Raw genomic sequence first — 15,932 nt, 5'->3', positions numbered from 1 at the left:
TATCGTTATTAAGAAACACCTTTATATTACACATTACCAACATTCGCAACTATTATTACCAATTTCCATAACAACCTTACCAGTAACTCTAACCTTTGTTGGCCAGCTACAAATATCTTAAAACAGTGAATTGTTTTTGAGTCGATTCTTAGCATCTTGCCTACTCTTGAATCTTCAGTGAGGTTTATTAAGTGAGTGTCCCTGATTACCTATAGCATTTATCCTAAGAGTTAATATGAATGACAGGAGGCAAGTATGCATAAGTCATAAAATATTAACTAAAGTTATAGAGCCACATAGAACAAGGCATCATCGAAAGCATTGAATATTTAGTATGATCAAAGTATGCATTGGCTGGGAAATTGATGGTCTATGTTGCCACTGAATGTTTAATAGTCATTTCAAGGAAGAAATGTCAGGCCCAAACTGTAGTCGCTTCAACAACTGAAATTACCAGCGAAATTTATAAAATTACAAACTAAGGACGTTTTGAAGAATAAGACTCAATAAATATCGTCTATTGTGACATTGTCATCAAGCTGACTAGGTTTTATTGACATTTCAAAGTTGTTTTGTGCAGTTTAAGGGCATTTATACGAGGCAAAAGCGTTACAGACTGGTTAACCTGATGTGATTCTAGCTAATAATGCAGTAAAAAAATCAACACATGCTGTCTGAGGGAATCAATTAAAATGAATGAAACTATGTTGAATGAAACTATGTTGAATGAAACTATGTTGAATGAATTTTGCTTAGATTGCGAGGTTGCACACCTATCACTAGCTTAAAGCGTTTTATTTATTCTTAAAAATTACAATAGCATACTAAGCCCCTAATTAAGTGAGATTTTTATGTCACACATCATGTGAAGGCTCCGAAAAGTACAAAGTTCTCTCATTAAAATACCTTACTTAGCATATAAAGCCACTCTATCGCAGTTACTATTGCAGTTTAGCTAATATTAAGTTGTTGAAATCATTAACACGTATCGCGGGACTGTATAAAAATCCCTGAGCGTGATCGCAAACCATTTTCTCAAGAAACGATTCTTGTTCCTGTGTTTCAACCCCTTCCGCAGTAATTGAGATATTAAGTGCTTTTGCCATAGCAATGATCGCACTGACAATTTCACGGCTTTGCTTACTGGATGAAATGTCCATGATAAACGAACGATCAATTTTGAGTTTGCTAATGGGGAACTGTTTTAAATACTTCATAGAACTGTAACCCGTGCCGAAATCATCAATCGCAATGCCTACGCCTAAGTCTGCTAATTCTTGGCATAAATTGGTCGCATAACGTATGTCGCCCATCAACTCTGTTTCAGTAATTTCCAGAATTAAACTTTTGGGTTTGATGCGATAGCGATTTAATAAATCCCATACTTGATCAAAAAGATCTCCGCTGAAAAACTGCCTTGCCGCGACGTTAACATGCATAGTGATATCGACATTTTTATGCTGCCAAAGGTTAAGTTGCTTGCAAGCACTTTCAAGCACCCAGGCGCCTAAAGCATTAATCATGCCTGATTGTTCAGCTATGTCGATAAATGCACCTGGATACAACACGCCTTTTTTAGGGTGGTTCCATCTAATTAATGCTTCCGCACCAATATAGCGATGGTTTTGAAGATCCATTAACGGTTGATAATACAACTCAAATTGACGACCTTTAATTGCATACTGCAGGTCTTTTTCTATTTCAGCGTTATTTTTGAATTGTTCCAGTAAATCTTGGTTGAAAAATTGATAGTGTTCTAAAGACTTTTTCTTAGCATATTGTAACGCTATATCTGCGCATGATAATGGCGAAAAATAATGAACAACAGATGCAATATCAACTACGGCAACAGCGGGTTTGGGCTCTACTTTTTCACGGTTTATTAAAGCGAAAGCAGAGAGATTGGCCATCAATTTACTGACAATATCCTCTATTACAACGTCTTGAGGTAATTTAGGGAGTAAAATGCAAAATTCGTCACTGCCAATTCGAGCTACATTGATAGCTTGATGGTTTGCTCCAAAGTGTTTAATGCGTCTAGCGACTTCGATGAGTAAAGAGTCACCTTGCTCATGCCCATGGGAATCATTAAACCGTTTAAAGCCCAATAAATCGACAAGCAGTAATACTCCATCAGTAGCCCTATCAAGTATTGGGGTGAAAAAAGAGCGATTATGCAATCCGGTTAAACTACAATGCCATGCTAAACGTTCTAATTCAGCTTTGTGTTGAAATTCTGATGAAATATCGTAACTTGAAACCAATGCGTAACTATTACCCAATTGCGTCGTAAAACCTGTCACATGGTAATGCAACCAATACTCGCGGTTATCGATGCGTTTTAGCTTAATATCACCAACCACGCTTTCATTCTTAGTCAACTTATCCAGAACATATTGCAATACGTCAGGCTTGTTTCTAAAAATATCAAGATTCATCACGCTATGATGTTCTATATCACTGCGTAATAGCCCAGTCATGTTTTGATGGGCAAAATTGACATAATCCACCATCAAGGTGTCAAGATTAACAATCATGACCACATGATCTGAATGCTCCGCGGCATTACGCAATAAATTGATTTGTTCAGACTTATCGTAGGAGTAACGTGTGGCAAGCGTTAGCGCAAGCTGATCAGCACACTGAATAACAATTTGAATTTGATCATGCAGCCATTCAAATGGCTGTTTAAATTCAATGGTTAATACACCTTCAATGTGACCATTGATCCGTATTGCCACATTCAAAGTACTCTGTATTGAGTGGCGTTGATAATAGTCAAAAGAATGGATCAACTGATTTTTAGCGGTAATAATATCGGCAGCAATAAAGCGGTAACGTCTTAGCTCATCAAAAAAACTAAATTGAATTTCTGATTGTGGATCTTCAAAAATGGTCTTTGATTGATTTAAATCGGTTTCACAGTAATGGGCGATTTGCCTTTTAGAGCAAGAGTTGAATGATACTTGATTACTGTCATTAGCAGAGTGGGCACTATCAAATTTTTCGTCAAACAGCCAAACAGAGACAGATGAGGCAACAAAATGTTCCTGCAAAAGTCTACTAACCAATTCAGAGGTTTTAGTAAAATTCCCCTGCTGTTTTGCACTAGAGTTTACAATTAACTCTAACAGGTGCCGGTTCTGTTCTTGTGTCATTATTTTCCCGAAAAGACATCGTGCATTGCTACTCTGCTGAATTATTGCTCTAGTTACCCTGTAGTAACTTGCAGATATTCAAATGCACCCCATTGGGAGCTTAAAAATACGCTTATCATTAACCCTCTAAATTAACAGGTTTATTATGTTATTTGCGATAGATTATACCGCAAATTATTGTGGTGTAACGTTAATTCAGAATCTATTTTCAAGTTGGAACAACATTTTTTCAACTGTTACAGCAAAAGTGAGCGTCAACTTGATGCTATTGTCTACGTCGCTGAGATCAACAACGACATGCTCAAAACGTTGTGTCGCTTTATTAACAATTTCTTGAGCATCAAATTTGGCGTTTTCGCCATTAAAAATTAACGTTAGCTCTGTATCATGCTCATCGATTACAGCGCCAATATCGACAAAACTGCCGCAGTCGGTGCAAGTATCATTCACATTTTGCTGCTGTTCACGAATTTTTTTAACCATCTCGTTTTTCACTCTTTTTCACTAGCTAACCAAAAACAACATCATAAGCTAGCCTATATCAAATTGCTTATGCTTAGCTCACATATCTATAGAGCAATAACCTTCATACACAAACACCAAAGTAAATATAACTCTAGTTTTTACGCCGTTAATTGCATGGTTTGGCTTATTTGGCGTTGTCGTTCTAATTGTTCAATAAAATGCATATCTTCGAGTAAATCTGGCTGAATTGAATTATTTTCGTATTTTGACTTAATTAACACGCTGGTGTTACTCAATACTTGTGCTATTCCGTCTTGATGCTTGCCACGAATGACAATGGCTTCTGGCGTCAAATTTTGTTGCAGGTGAAACTGACGCAGACCTTGTGCGTGGAATACGGAGGCATTGTCATTGTGTCGGCTTGTTGTAGACAGGTCATCAACAAGCGCTTGTGGCTGTGGCAGTTCAAATTTTTTATACAGCTTTTGATGGATTGTAAGATCTTTATCGAATTGAAATTGAGCCATGTCTGTACTATCGGCTGAAAGTAACGCCAACAGTAAGCCAAATTCGCCTCGGCGTTGATGCTCAACCGCAGCATTTAAACGACTGCCTAATTGTAATTCATTAACCAGCAGTGACTCAATTTGCATATAAAAACAACACTATTACGACTCAATGCTATTTTATCGACCAAACGGAACATAACTTTAATAAAATTTTCATTTTTTGACTTTACATATAATGGGATTCTGTCTACTATGGCGGCCGCAATTGAGGAGGGGTTCCCGAGTGGCCAAAGGGATCAGACTGTAAATCTGACGGCTCAGCCTTCGAAGGTTCGAATCCTTCTCCCTCCACCATTTGTGATGTAAATTTAGATAGACGAAAAAGAAATTCGTGGAGGGGTTCCCGAGTGGCCAAAGGGATCAGACTGTAAATCTGACGGCTCAGCCTTCGAAGGTTCGAATCCTTCTCCCTCCACCATCTTTCTTGCTCATTTATCTATCTCAGTGGAGGGGTTCCCGAGTGGCCAAAGGGATCAGACTGTAAATCTGACGGCTCAGCCTTCGAAGGTTCGAATCCTTCTCCCTCCACCATTTTACATCTTCAGATATTTATTTCAGTTTTGTGCCATTTCTAATTAAAAACCCTCTAAAACGCTTATTATCAGTTGCATCTTTTATATTCATTTAACATCATTTTGCCAATTTCGAATTCCTGTTTATTTGTTGCTAGGTTTCAATGCTTTTTTTCTTTAAGATTAAGCCATTAATAATCATGATGAGAAAATACCATGCCGTCGAACTGGGTAAACTTGGCCATTGCCAAAATTGATGCCGATTATCAGCGTTCTGCCGACACTCACCTTATTAAGCTAGATCTACCACAGCTTCAAGGTATTGATATTTACCTTAAAGATGAAAGTACTCATCCAACAGGTAGTTTAAAGCATCGCTTGGCCCGTTCACTGTTCCTATATTCTTTGTGTAACGGCTGGATTAATGAAACCACCACCATTATTGAATCATCCTCTGGCAGCACTGCTGTGTCTGAAGCCTACTTTGCACGTTTAATTGGCCTTGCCTTTATTGCCGTGATGCCAAAATCAACCGCAAAAAAGAAAATACAGCAAATAGAATTTTACGGTGGTCAATGCCATTTTGTGGATAACAGCAATCAAATATATGCTGAGTCAGAGCGCCTTGCAAAAGCGCTAAACGGCCATTACATGGACCAGTTTACCTTTGCTGAACGAGCCACAGACTGGCGCGGCAATAACAACATTGCTGATTCTATCTTCATGCAAATGCAGCGTGAGCCTCACCCTGTTCCGCACTGGATTGTAATGAGTCCCGGCACGGGTGGTACCTCTGCGACCATTGGCCGTTATATTCGCTATCAACAACTTTCTACTCAACTATGTGTTGTCGACCCAGAAAACTCGGTTTTTTATGATTATTTTCATAGCAGAGATAAGTCAATAACCGGTACGGCTGGCAGTAAGATAGAAGGAATTGGCCGGCCTCGAGTAGAACCCTCGTTCATTGCTGGAGTGGTTGATGAAATGCAAAAAATTCCTGATGCAGCATCTATCGCAACGATGCAGTGGCTAGAGTGTTTAATTGGCCGTAAAACAGGCGCTTCGACTGGAACGAATCTTTACGGTGCATTGCAATTAGCTACACGCATGCAAGCTGAGGGGCAAAAAGGCTCTATTGTGACGCTAATATGTGATGCTGGGGAGCGGTATTTAGACACCTATTACAATGCGCAGTGGATTGACGATAACATTGGCTGCTTTAAACAATTTGAAGCCCAATTAGTTGAGTTTAATCAAACGGGCCGATTGAACACGTTAGATTGTTAGTGGTAAGCTCTCTTATCTATTACCCTAATGCGGTATTTTCGATAGAGCTCAATTGACACTTTAATCCGCATTAGCCTAACAACTAGGCTAATGCTTGATATACCCTATTTCACGATCCCCAATTTAACATTTTGTGTAAACCCAGTGAGAATACTGTTAAGTAATAAATCGTATTAATCAATATTCAGATATTTGTGGGTTTGAATCGATAAACGCCAGTTTCTGGCTATACAGATTTTCATTGCCAATTCAGTTGCACGCGGCTTTTGACTTATAGGCTGTAAACAGATGGTTTTATCTGTTAAATCAATATTACTAAGCAGCGCATCTAATTCTTCAATGTGTTTTTCTGTCGCGATAGGATGCTTAATTTCATTTGCACGCGTAAGGGCTTGAGGCAACACTTTATATCCGCCCTTCATATTGATTTTAGGTGACACTGTGACCCAAGCATCAGGATGACACTGCACTTCAAATGTGCCAGAGGTTTCAATTTGAACGCTGAAACCCGCATCAATTAATTGCTCTGTTAGTTCGGTTAAATCATATAAACAAGGCTCGCCGCCCGTAATAACCACATGTTTAGCAGTAAATCCTTTATCATTAAAAGCTTTCATTAAGCTTTGACCATCATGGTCTGCCCAACGACCAATGGTACCATCAACGGTAATCACCTGTTCTGGCGTCACTTTGTTTTCAACTAATACATCCCATGTTTGTTTTGTATCACACCAAGAGCAGCCAACTGGACAGCCTTGTAAACGAACAAATAACGCAGGCACGCCAGTAAAACTGCCTTCACCTTGGATCGTTTCAAATACTTCATTTACAGGATAGTTCATTGTTCACCAGCTTTCGTTTATTGGGGCGGCATTTATAGTGTATTTCAAGTGCAGTATCAAGGAAACAGCCCGAGAAAGACGCATTAATTTTGCTATTACAACAAACTCTGCGATAAAATAGCGATTCATGGCACCGACCATTCTTGTTTATTTCTTATTAGGTTATCACTCATGTCGCAACCATCTTCATCGCCTACAAAAGCATTAGTCGTTTTCAGTGGCGGACAAGACTCAACCACCTGCCTTATTCAAGCACTTGCTGAATATGATCAAGTACATGGGATCACCTTTGACTATGGTCAACGACACAGGCAAGAAATTGATGTGGCGAAAAGCCTAGCGGCAGAACTTAAGTTGGCAAGTCACAAGGTATTAGACACAAGCTTACTCAATGAATTGGCAATATCTGCACTCACGCGGGATTCCATCCCAGTATCACATGAGTTGATGAACAATGGTTTACCTAATACTTTTGTACCTGGTAGGAATATCTTATTTCTGACATTAGCAGGCGTCTATGCCTATCAGCTAGGATGTGATGCTATTATCACTGGCGTATGTGAAACCGATTTTTCAGGTTACCCAGATTGCCGCAATGATTTCGTTCAGGCTATGCAACAAAGTTTAGCGCTCGGTTTAGATAAACCGATTAAAATTATTACCCCACTGATGTGGTTAAATAAAGCCGAAACCTGGGCTTTAGCGGATAAATATCAACAATTAGACTTAATAAAGCAACAAACATTAACGTGCTATAACGGTATAATTGGCGACGGATGCAAAGACTGTCCATCATGCTTATTACGTCAACGCGGCTTAGATGATTATTTACAAAACACTGAACAAGTTATGCAATCGTTAAATGCAAAAGCTCACTCAATAAAATAGAGGTTTTTGATGGCTAAAGCACCACTATCAACCGTAAAGCCAAATCATTTTACGCTGATTATTAGCCTAATTTGCCTTGTTCTGTTTGCATTAACTTTAACCTCGCCAATGATTATCGATACCAATTCGATATTCAAATTTGAACATGACGCCATTGCTAACGGCCAAATTTGGCGTATTGTCACAGGCAATTTATTGCATACTAATGCTTGGCATTTAGTCATGAATTTGGCTGGGTTGTGGGTTATTGTTTTTCTACATGAATTACATTACAAAAGACATACTCCTAAACTCATTCTGCTTTTTATCAGCCTTTGTATTTTAGAAGGCATTGGTCTTTACGTTTTTTATCCTGAGTTAAAGGCCTATGTGGGCTTAAGTGGAGTGCTACACGGATTATTTACCTTTGGTGCCGTGATGGATATTCGAAAAGGGTTAAGATCAGGATATTTACTGCTTCTAGGCGTTGTAGCTAAAGTGGCTTACGAGCAATACTTTGGCGCGAGTGCTGGAATTACCGAACTTATCAATGCCAGAGTGGCTACCGAATCACACCTTGTTGGCGTTTTTGCAGGATTAATTTGTGCTCTGTTTTGGAGTACAGTCGCTTATCGTTTTAAATATCGAAAATGATTTACTTAATTTTGCCTATGCGATTTTGGATTGCTTGCTGCATTGCTACTTTTTGTTCATCAATACCACAAAACTCTGCAAACCCTAAACCTTCACCATAAGGATTGACTTGAGTAGCTAAATTGACCACTCGGTAACAATAATCACCTTGCTTAACGATTCTATTTGGATCTAATTTGTGATTGTAACTATGAGGTTGACTCAGATCTTTTTTTTGGTGAATTTCAATAAAGTCTAAATCGGGATCCATCTCGCTCATAGAACCCACCGTATTTGTCGATGCTGTTTGCTGCCCCACCAGAGCGGTAAACTGCTGTTCTTTCATCTGCTGTAAATACTGGCGTGATGCATTTCGGATATCTTGCGATGTTGAAGTCGTTGGAATAGCAGAGCTCTTCTCAACATGGGACATGTTATTAGATGTCTCCTGCTTGAATTCCGTATGATGATCTTTATTCCGCGGTAATGCTTTGTCGGTGACGTCAGACTCATTGGGCATAATATCTTTTTCGACTGCCTTATTTTCCGTTGGAACAATTGTTGTTGGCTCTATTAAATGAGGCTCAGTATTTAATGGTTGCGCAGGAATATCACTCAACTGATTATCAAGATTATCGTGAGACTTTTCATTTATCGGCTTGGCAGCATTCACCATAGCTTCATATTGTTCAGTGGTAATAATGTAACTGTTTATTTTCACCTCCTCTGGAATGGTGGCTATAACCTCTTTGCGTTGCTGGTTACTTTGCTGCCAAAATAACGCCAAAATTCCAAACAAGATGATGTGAATAATAATGGCCACAGTAATCGGTTTGAGTAAGCCGCCATGACCTCTTGTTATGATTTCATAGGCGTCATTCTCATTTTGAAGCTTGTTTTCTATACCCATAATCGCTGTTATCTAAAATATCCTTTTAGGTCCATCATCTCATATCAAAACATATGGCAAGATAATCCAATTCCAAAAAACAATAATGCTAAACAATTTGAATGTTAAACGGGTGTAAAGTTCAGATTGATTAAAAATATTGATACTGATGACAACTCAACATCAAAACAATTAACACAATCAACACAACCAACACAACCAACACAACCAACACAACCAACACAACCAACACAATTTCAGCTTACACCTGTAAGCTAAGTATGGTTTTTTATTTTATCCCCTGTTAAACTGGCTACGTATTTTACGCGATTAATAAGTAATAACACTATGGCAATAGCTTCAGACACGATAATTAACGACTCAAGTTCTAACAGCACATCTGATTACAGTGTAAGAGAAGAATTGGCCAATACTATATCCCATGGGCTGGGAGTATTAGCTGGCATAGTCGGGTTAGCATTTATGCTAATCAATGCACGAGATGATCTCAGTGCAGTTCAATTAACAGGCATTACCATTTATGGCATCAGTATTATTTTACTGTTTTTAGCCTCAACCTTATATCACTCTAGCCGCACAGCTGTATGGCGAAAACGATTCAAAATGGCTGATCATTGTGCCATTTATACTTTAATTGCTGGCACCTATACCCCGTTAATGTTGATTACATTACAAAATGATAATGCATTAACCATTTTAACCGCTATTTGGTGTTTAGCCTTGGGCGGAATTGTCTTCAAAACCTTGTTTATCGGCCGTTTTAAAGCATTCAGTTTACTATTATATCTCCTTATGGGCTGGCTTTGCGTGACTGTAATGCATGATTTAATTGCCAACATGAGTCAGACCAGTTTCAACTTACTCATCAGTGGTGGCTTATCTTACAGCCTAGGCGTTATTTTTTATGCGAATAAAAAAATCCCCTACAACCATGCAATCTGGCATTTATTCGTACTGGGTGGGGCTTTCACACACTTCTTCTCAATCTATTTAGTCATTACACATTAGACCCATTGTCTCAAAAAACTCAACAGCTACTGTGTTGTTGAGTTCTATTATCTGCTATGAAAATTTCACGTTTTAATGCAAAATCAATCATCCGTTTCTAAACATACAATAATATGTATTCCGAGCATAAATGGACTGCCGTTGAAAAAATTTCATTCGTTGTTAATATCATTCCAGCAGGAAAGGTTTTACCTTACGGTAAAGTAGCAGATTTAGCCGGGCTGCCAGGCCGTGCTAGGTATGTGTCTCGCGCGCTCAAGCTTGCCCCTTCAGAGGCCAATTTACCCTGGCATAGAGTGATCAATTCAGCAGGTAAAATATCATTTCCCAAAAATAGTGATTTGTTCCAACAACAAACTGAATTATTAAGATTAGAAGGCATAGAAGTGAACCAGGGCAATATTTCATTGTCGAAATATTTATGGCAACCTGATCTAGCTACATTAGTTATGACTCTTCCTTTTTAGGAACAGTACTTATTAGGATGAAACACATTGCAAATAACTTATTTAAACACAATTTTTAATGCCATTTTTTTGCCATCGTTTATGGTTGGTATCTTTGCAATATCACCTGCAACTTTGGCCAATAGCACTCCTTTAAATGCAATTGAAATCGAAGCCGCTCTCGTCCCGCAAACTGATGACACAAGCACCTTAAACAACCAGATATTATTAGCCCCATTGATCCCGCAAACCGCTCACTATAAAGCCTATTATGGCAGTTTTGAGTTAGGGGATGCTAAGTTCACTCTACCAGAGACAGATAGTAGTTATTACAAATATAATTTTGAAAGTGAAGTCGGTTTATTGATGCTGTCGGATGAACGTAAATTACAAAGTGATTTTACCCTCGAAAACGGTAAATTAGTGCCATTTCGCTATGTTCATGAGCGCACAGGTACTGGCAGTGAATATACTGAACAAACAGCATTTGCGCGTTCACAAAACTTCATACATACCATTTATAAACTTGATGCGTTGAAACTGGATTATCACGAGACAATTTTCGACCCTTTGATGGTTCAGTTACAGTTCAGAATGGATGTTATTAGTAATAAAAGACCATTGAATTACAAAATGGTGAAGGAAAAAGAAGTTGATGAATATGATTTTAAAATTATCGGTAATGAAACGATAACCGTTGCAGGAGGCACCTTCGACACTGTTAAATTTGAAGTAGTAAGAAATAGCACTAAAAGACAAACTTTTTTCTGGATGGCCCCTAAATTAGCCTATTTACCGGTGAGATTAAGTCATTTTTCTAAAGGCAGCAAACAATTAGATATTCAATTAGCTGATTATACTTTTGATAAACCCTTACCTGAGATACCAAGCTTGGATCTGGCACATGAGCAAGCTATTTTCAGCGCCTATATGGCCCAAAAGGCGTTATCAGCAGAAACTGAAAAACAAGATGATTCAGAAGCTAATATTAACCATGAGGTCAGTCCTGATAAGTTTAGTGAACAAGAAGTTTCTGATTTAAAAGATATGGTAATCAACTAATACGCTTGATTCAGTATATAAGAAAGCCAGGTTTTGCTGGCTTTCGTATCATAAATCATTAGCCGATTTTATATCGCCTTTATGAAATAAACGCCAGTCACCCGGTGAGAGGACTTGCCATTGTTCATTGTTGGTTAACGGTCTGGTTGCTATAACCGTTACCACATCATTAGGGGTGGTTTCTTTTTGAAAATCAATCACCACATCGGTATCAATTAACTTAGCCTGACCAAAAGGTGCTCTACGAGTGATATGGCATAGATTATTGGTACAATAAGCCATTAAATCGATACCATCACTCAAGATCATATTAAACACACCTAATTGACGAATTTCATCCGCTAATGTGGCGATATATTCAAAAACAGGTTTCATATCAACAGGAGCGGTATCTCCAAACTGCAGCACTACTTTTTCTAGTATCCAACAAAAAGCCATTTCGCTGTCAGTGTCGCCAACCGCTTGAAAACGACTTAAATTAAATTTGCTTTCGTAATCGGTTAACTGACCATTATGCGCATATGTCCAATATCGTCCCCATAATTCGCGGGTAAAAGGATGTGTGTTTTCAAGGGATACACACCCACGATTCGCCTGACGAATATGACTGACCACTATCTCACTTTTTATCGGATAAGATTTTATTAACTGCGCGATATGAGATTGGCTGCTTGGACAAGCATCTTTGAATGTGCGACTGCCCTTGCCTTCATAAAAAGTAATTCCCCAACCGTCAACATGTGGCCCCGTCACACCACCACGCTCTGCCAAGCCTGTGAAACTAAAAACAATATCTGTAGGGACATTGGCACTCATGGCAAGTAATTCGCACATTTATTAAGCCTTTTTCGTTACTAATTGATCAAATTATTACTGATATCCATATTGTATCTTTAGTGGCAAATCAGTGGAACAAGATTGACACAATTAAATTTAAACAATTGTTTGAAAAATACTTGTATTCATCGCAGCATAAGGTTAAATTTTATGTGGCACAGGTCAGACCACAGTCTATACTTGTGATTAAGATCAATAAAAATTAGCCTTTCACACAATGGAACTGGCTTTAAGGAGAGAGTAAAGTGACCACCCTACTACTGATCATCGCTATGATCTTTGTGCTCGGCACAATGTCTTACCTAAGGGTATCGCTTGTCACCACCACAATAGCTGCGGCTGTTGTTTTGGGTGTTGGTAGCGCAATGGACATCGTAGGTTCTGCTGCTTGGATAGTATTCCTAGTATTAGCATTACCTTTTAATATCAAATCATTCAGACAGAATTTTATCAGCCGTCCGCTGCTTAAAGTGTATCGCGGTATCATGCCTGAAATGTCTTCTACTGAAAAAGAAGCCATTGAAGCGGGTACAACCTGGTGGGAAGCGGATCTATTCGCTGGTAATCCTAACTGGAGCAAATTACACAACTATCCTCAATCTCGCCTTACCGCTGAAGAACAAGCTTTCATAGATGGCCCAGTTGAAGAAGTGTGTAAAATGGTTAATCAACACCAAGTGTCTCACGAGCTAGGCGACTTGCCACAAGAAGTATGGCAATACCTAAAAGACCATGGTTTCTTTGCGATGATTATCAAAAAGAAATATGGTGGTTTAGAGTATTCTGCTTATGCACAATCTCGTGTGCTACAAAAATTGGCAGGCTTAAGCAGTGAGCTCGCATCGACTGTAGGTGTACCAAATTCATTAGGACCTGGTGAGTTATTACAACATTATGGTACGACTGAACAGCAAGATCATTACTTACCACGCTTAGCCAAAGGTTTAGAAGTTCCATGTTTTGCATTGACTAGCCCTGAAGCGGGTAGTGATGCGGGTTCTATTCCTGATTTTGGTATTGTCTGTAAAGGTGAATTCCAAGGCGAAGAAGTACTTGGAATGAAGTTAACCTGGAACAAGCGTTACATTACCCTGGCTCCAGTGGCAACCGTACTTGGTTTAGCCTTTAAACTGCGCGATCCTGACCGTCTATTAGGTGGTGAAGAAGAGCTAGGAATAACCTGTGCCTTAATTCCAACGGATATTCCTGGAGTTGAAACTGGCCGTCGTCATTTCCCGCTTAACTGTATGTTCCAAAACGGACCAACACGTGGTAATGAAGTCTTCGTGCCATTAAGCTTTATTATTGGTGGACCTGAAATGGCTGGCCAAGGCTGGCGTATGCTGGTTGAGTGTTTATCTGTAGGTCGTGGTATTACCCTACCATCAAACTCAGCTGGTGGTGTCAAAACTGCGGCTATCGCGACAGGTGCTTATGCTCGTATTCGTCGTCAGTTTAAATTACCTATCGGTAAGTTAGAAGGTATTGAAGAGCCCATGGCACGCATTGGTGGTAACGCATACCTTATGGATGCAGTTACAAGCTTAACTACAACGGCAATCGATTTAGGCGAAAAACCTTCGGTAATTTCAGCCATAGTTAAATTCCACCTAACTGACAGAATGCAAAAATGTATTATTGATGCGATGGATATCCATGGTGGTAAAGGGGTATGTTTAGGCCCTAATAACTACCTAGGTCGTGGTTACCAGGCTGCACCTATTGCTATTACTGTTGAAGGTGCAAATATCCTAACCCGTTCTATGATCATCTATGGTCAAGGTGCAATTCGTTGTCATCCATATGTATTGGCTGAAATGGAATCGGCATTCGACACTGATGCAAGTCGTGGTTTAATGAACTTTGACGATGCGATTTTTGGTCATATTGGTTTCGCAATATCTAACTTCACCCGTAGTTTCTGGATGGGTTTAACCGGTGCACGTTTCTCAAATGCGCCTTACTCAGACAAAACTAAACGTTATTACCAGCAAATGAACCGTTTCAGTGCTAACTTAGCGTTACTATCTGACTTAGCAATGGGCACATTAGGCGGCAACCTCAAACGTAAAGAACGTATTTCAGCTCGTTTAGGTGACTTACTTAGCCAGCTATACCTAGTGTCTGCCACGTTAAAACGTTATCAGGATGATGGTCGTTTGACGGAAGATTTACCGTTGGTTCAATGGGCTGTTGAAGATTCATTGTATAAATTACAAGATTCTTTAGATGACTTACTTAACAACTTCCCAATGGGATTAGGCCACGCATTGCGTTGGGTTATATTCCCATTCGGTCGCCCTGTTAAGCGCCCTACTGATACACTGGATCATAAAGTTGCACAAATCATGCAAACACCTTGTGCTAGCCGTGATCGTTTAGGTAAAGGTCAATTCTTTACTAACAGTGAGCACAACGCTGTGGGAATTCAAGAGCAAACATTTATTGATATCCTTGCTTGTGAGCCTTTATACGACAAAGTATGTAAAGCAGCAGGTAAACGTTTACCCTTTATGTGGTTAGATAAGATAGCGGCAGAAGGTAAAGCGTTAGGTATTCTAAGTGAAGCCGAAATTGCCTTACTTGAGCGTGCTGAAATTGGTCGTATGAAGTCAATCAATGTTGATGATTTTGATACTGAAACACTACGCGCCAACATTAAAGCCCCTATTAAACAAGAAAAAGCAGCTTAACAACCGCATTTAATGACAAAAGGGTAAAGCATTGCTTTACCCTTTTTTATTTAAGGAATAAAAATGAATTTACGTGAAATGACCGGATTGCAAATCATGCAGGCCATGCTTGATGGCCATATTCCAGCACCATCAATTACTCACACAATGCCAATGAAAGCAATTCAAGTTTCTGACGGTGAGATTACCTTTGAAGCTCAAGCGGATGAAAGGCACTTAAATCCAATGGGCGGCGTCCATGGCGGTTTTGCTGCCACTGTACTAGATTCAGCAACTGCATGTGCGGTGCATTCTGCTCTGCCCGCTGGTGCAAGTTATGCCACTATAGATTTAAACGTTAAAATGGTGCGCCCAGTACCTAAAAACCAAGCGGTTTTTGCCACTGGAAAACTCATTAATTTATCAACCAGTTTAGCCATTGCAGATGCCACATTAACCGATAAACAAGGTCGATTACTGGCAACCGCCAGTGCAAGCTGTATGGTGAGTCGATAAAGCTTTAACACCACTGATACCGGCCGATTGCATGTTCATGCTATACCGTTTGTTCACAACTGTTTTTTCCCCTAATTTAATGCTGTTTGATGTAAGTTATCGATAAAATTAATCATTTTTCAAACGTAAAAAAGCCCGTCATTGA

14 protein-coding genes and 3 tRNA genes are annotated in these 15,932 nt (G+C 39.3%); 11 read left to right on the top strand and 6 right to left on the bottom strand.

Annotated elements, in window-relative coordinates; genetic code table 11:
• Positions 1–941: 941 nt before the first annotated feature.
• From NE535_RS14625 to NE535_RS14615, 3 genes are all read right to left on the bottom strand, one after another.
• Complete coding sequence (locus tag NE535_RS14625; RefSeq protein ID WP_261299351.1) at positions 942–3,158, bottom strand: bifunctional diguanylate cyclase/phosphodiesterase; 2,217 nt, start codon at positions 3,156–3,158, stop codon at positions 942–944.
• Between the two features lie 195 nt (positions 3,159–3,353).
• Positions 3,354–3,641, bottom strand: a complete 288-nt coding sequence (locus tag NE535_RS14620; protein ID WP_261299350.1) for a YfcZ/YiiS family protein — start codon at positions 3,639–3,641, stop codon at positions 3,354–3,356.
• Between the two features lie 140 nt (positions 3,642–3,781).
• The gene (locus NE535_RS14615) at positions 3,782–4,276 is read right to left on the bottom strand and encodes a VC2046/SO_2500 family protein (RefSeq protein ID WP_261299349.1); all 495 of its coding nucleotides are present in this window, start codon (positions 4,274–4,276) and stop codon (positions 3,782–3,784) included.
• 125 nt (positions 4,277–4,401) lie between these two features.
• On the opposite strand from NE535_RS14615, the gene NE535_RS14610 reads away from it, so the two are divergent.
• The 4 genes from NE535_RS14610 (at position 4,402) to NE535_RS14595 (ending at position 5,994) form a co-directional block, all read left to right on the top strand.
• Positions 4,402–4,486, top strand: a tRNA-Tyr gene (locus NE535_RS14610).
• Positions 4,487–4,525: 39 nt separating this feature from the next.
• A tRNA-Tyr gene (locus NE535_RS14605) sits at positions 4,526–4,610 on the top strand.
• Positions 4,611–4,638: 28 nt separating this feature from the next.
• Positions 4,639–4,723 (top strand) — tRNA-Tyr (locus tag NE535_RS14600).
• Positions 4,724–4,920: 197 nt separating this feature from the next.
• Complete coding sequence (locus NE535_RS14595) at positions 4,921–5,994, top strand: PLP-dependent cysteine synthase family protein (protein WP_261299348.1); 1,074 nt, start codon at positions 4,921–4,923, stop codon at positions 5,992–5,994.
• 173 nt (positions 5,995–6,167) lie between these two features.
• On the opposite strand, the gene queE is transcribed toward NE535_RS14595, so the two are convergent.
• Positions 6,168–6,836 (bottom strand): 7-carboxy-7-deazaguanine synthase QueE, encoded by a 669-nt coding sequence (gene queE / locus NE535_RS14590; protein ID WP_261299347.1) that lies wholly within the window; start codon positions 6,834–6,836, stop codon positions 6,168–6,170.
• Positions 6,837–7,007: 171 nt separating this feature from the next.
• Here queE and queC point away from each other — a divergent pair, with 171 nt between their 5' ends.
• On the top strand, positions 7,008–7,724 hold the full coding sequence (gene queC / locus NE535_RS14585) for a 7-cyano-7-deazaguanine synthase QueC (RefSeq protein WP_280925460.1): 717 nt from the start codon (positions 7,008–7,010) through the stop codon (positions 7,722–7,724).
• 9 nt (positions 7,725–7,733) lie between these two features.
• Positions 7,734–8,357, top strand: coding sequence for a rhombosortase (rrtA, locus tag NE535_RS14580; protein ID WP_261299346.1), 624 nt, complete (start codon positions 7,734–7,736; stop codon positions 8,355–8,357).
• A gap of 1 nt (position 8,358) precedes the next feature.
• Here the strand turns inward: rrtA and NE535_RS14575 are convergent, their stop codons facing one another.
• Complete coding sequence (locus NE535_RS14575; RefSeq protein WP_261299345.1) at positions 8,359–9,246, bottom strand: hypothetical protein; 888 nt, start codon at positions 9,244–9,246, stop codon at positions 8,359–8,361.
• 333 nt (positions 9,247–9,579) lie between these two features.
• Here NE535_RS14575 and trhA point away from each other — a divergent pair, with 333 nt between their 5' ends.
• The 3 genes from trhA (at position 9,580) to NE535_RS14560 (ending at position 11,762) form a co-directional block, all read left to right on the top strand.
• On the top strand, positions 9,580–10,254 hold the full coding sequence (gene trhA / locus NE535_RS14570; RefSeq protein WP_371931192.1) for a PAQR family membrane homeostasis protein TrhA: 675 nt from the start codon (positions 9,580–9,582) through the stop codon (positions 10,252–10,254).
• Between the two features lie 113 nt (positions 10,255–10,367).
• Positions 10,368–10,721, top strand: coding sequence for an MGMT family protein (locus tag NE535_RS14565; protein ID WP_261299343.1), 354 nt, complete (start codon positions 10,368–10,370; stop codon positions 10,719–10,721).
• A gap of 27 nt (positions 10,722–10,748) precedes the next feature.
• Positions 10,749–11,762 carry a DUF3108 domain-containing protein gene (locus tag NE535_RS14560; RefSeq protein ID WP_261299342.1) on the top strand — a complete coding sequence of 338 codons (1,014 nt, stop codon included), beginning with the start codon at positions 10,749–10,751 and terminating at the stop codon, positions 11,760–11,762.
• Positions 11,763–11,810: 48 nt separating this feature from the next.
• Here NE535_RS14560 and NE535_RS14555 read toward each other — a convergent pair whose 3' ends face one another.
• Complete coding sequence (locus NE535_RS14555) at positions 11,811–12,596, bottom strand: class II glutamine amidotransferase (RefSeq protein ID WP_261299341.1); 786 nt, start codon at positions 12,594–12,596, stop codon at positions 11,811–11,813.
• Positions 12,597–12,844: 248 nt separating this feature from the next.
• On the opposite strand from NE535_RS14555, the gene fadE reads away from it, so the two are divergent.
• Both fadE and NE535_RS14545 read left to right on the top strand, forming a co-directional pair.
• Positions 12,845–15,292, top strand: coding sequence for an acyl-CoA dehydrogenase FadE (fadE, locus tag NE535_RS14550; RefSeq protein ID WP_261299340.1), 2,448 nt, complete (start codon positions 12,845–12,847; stop codon positions 15,290–15,292).
• Between the two features lie 63 nt (positions 15,293–15,355).
• Positions 15,356–15,787, top strand: coding sequence for a PaaI family thioesterase (locus NE535_RS14545; protein ID WP_261299339.1), 432 nt, complete (start codon positions 15,356–15,358; stop codon positions 15,785–15,787).
• The last annotated feature ends 145 nt before the right edge of the window (positions 15,788–15,932 follow it).

Origin of the sequence: Shewanella holmiensis (assembly GCF_025370255.1) — a bacterium.
GTDB classification, from domain to species: domain Bacteria; phylum Pseudomonadota; class Gammaproteobacteria; order Enterobacterales; family Shewanellaceae; genus Shewanella; species Shewanella holmiensis.
The sequence above is the reverse complement of the archived record's forward strand: the minus strand, read 5'-3'. Positions and strand labels throughout refer to the sequence as shown.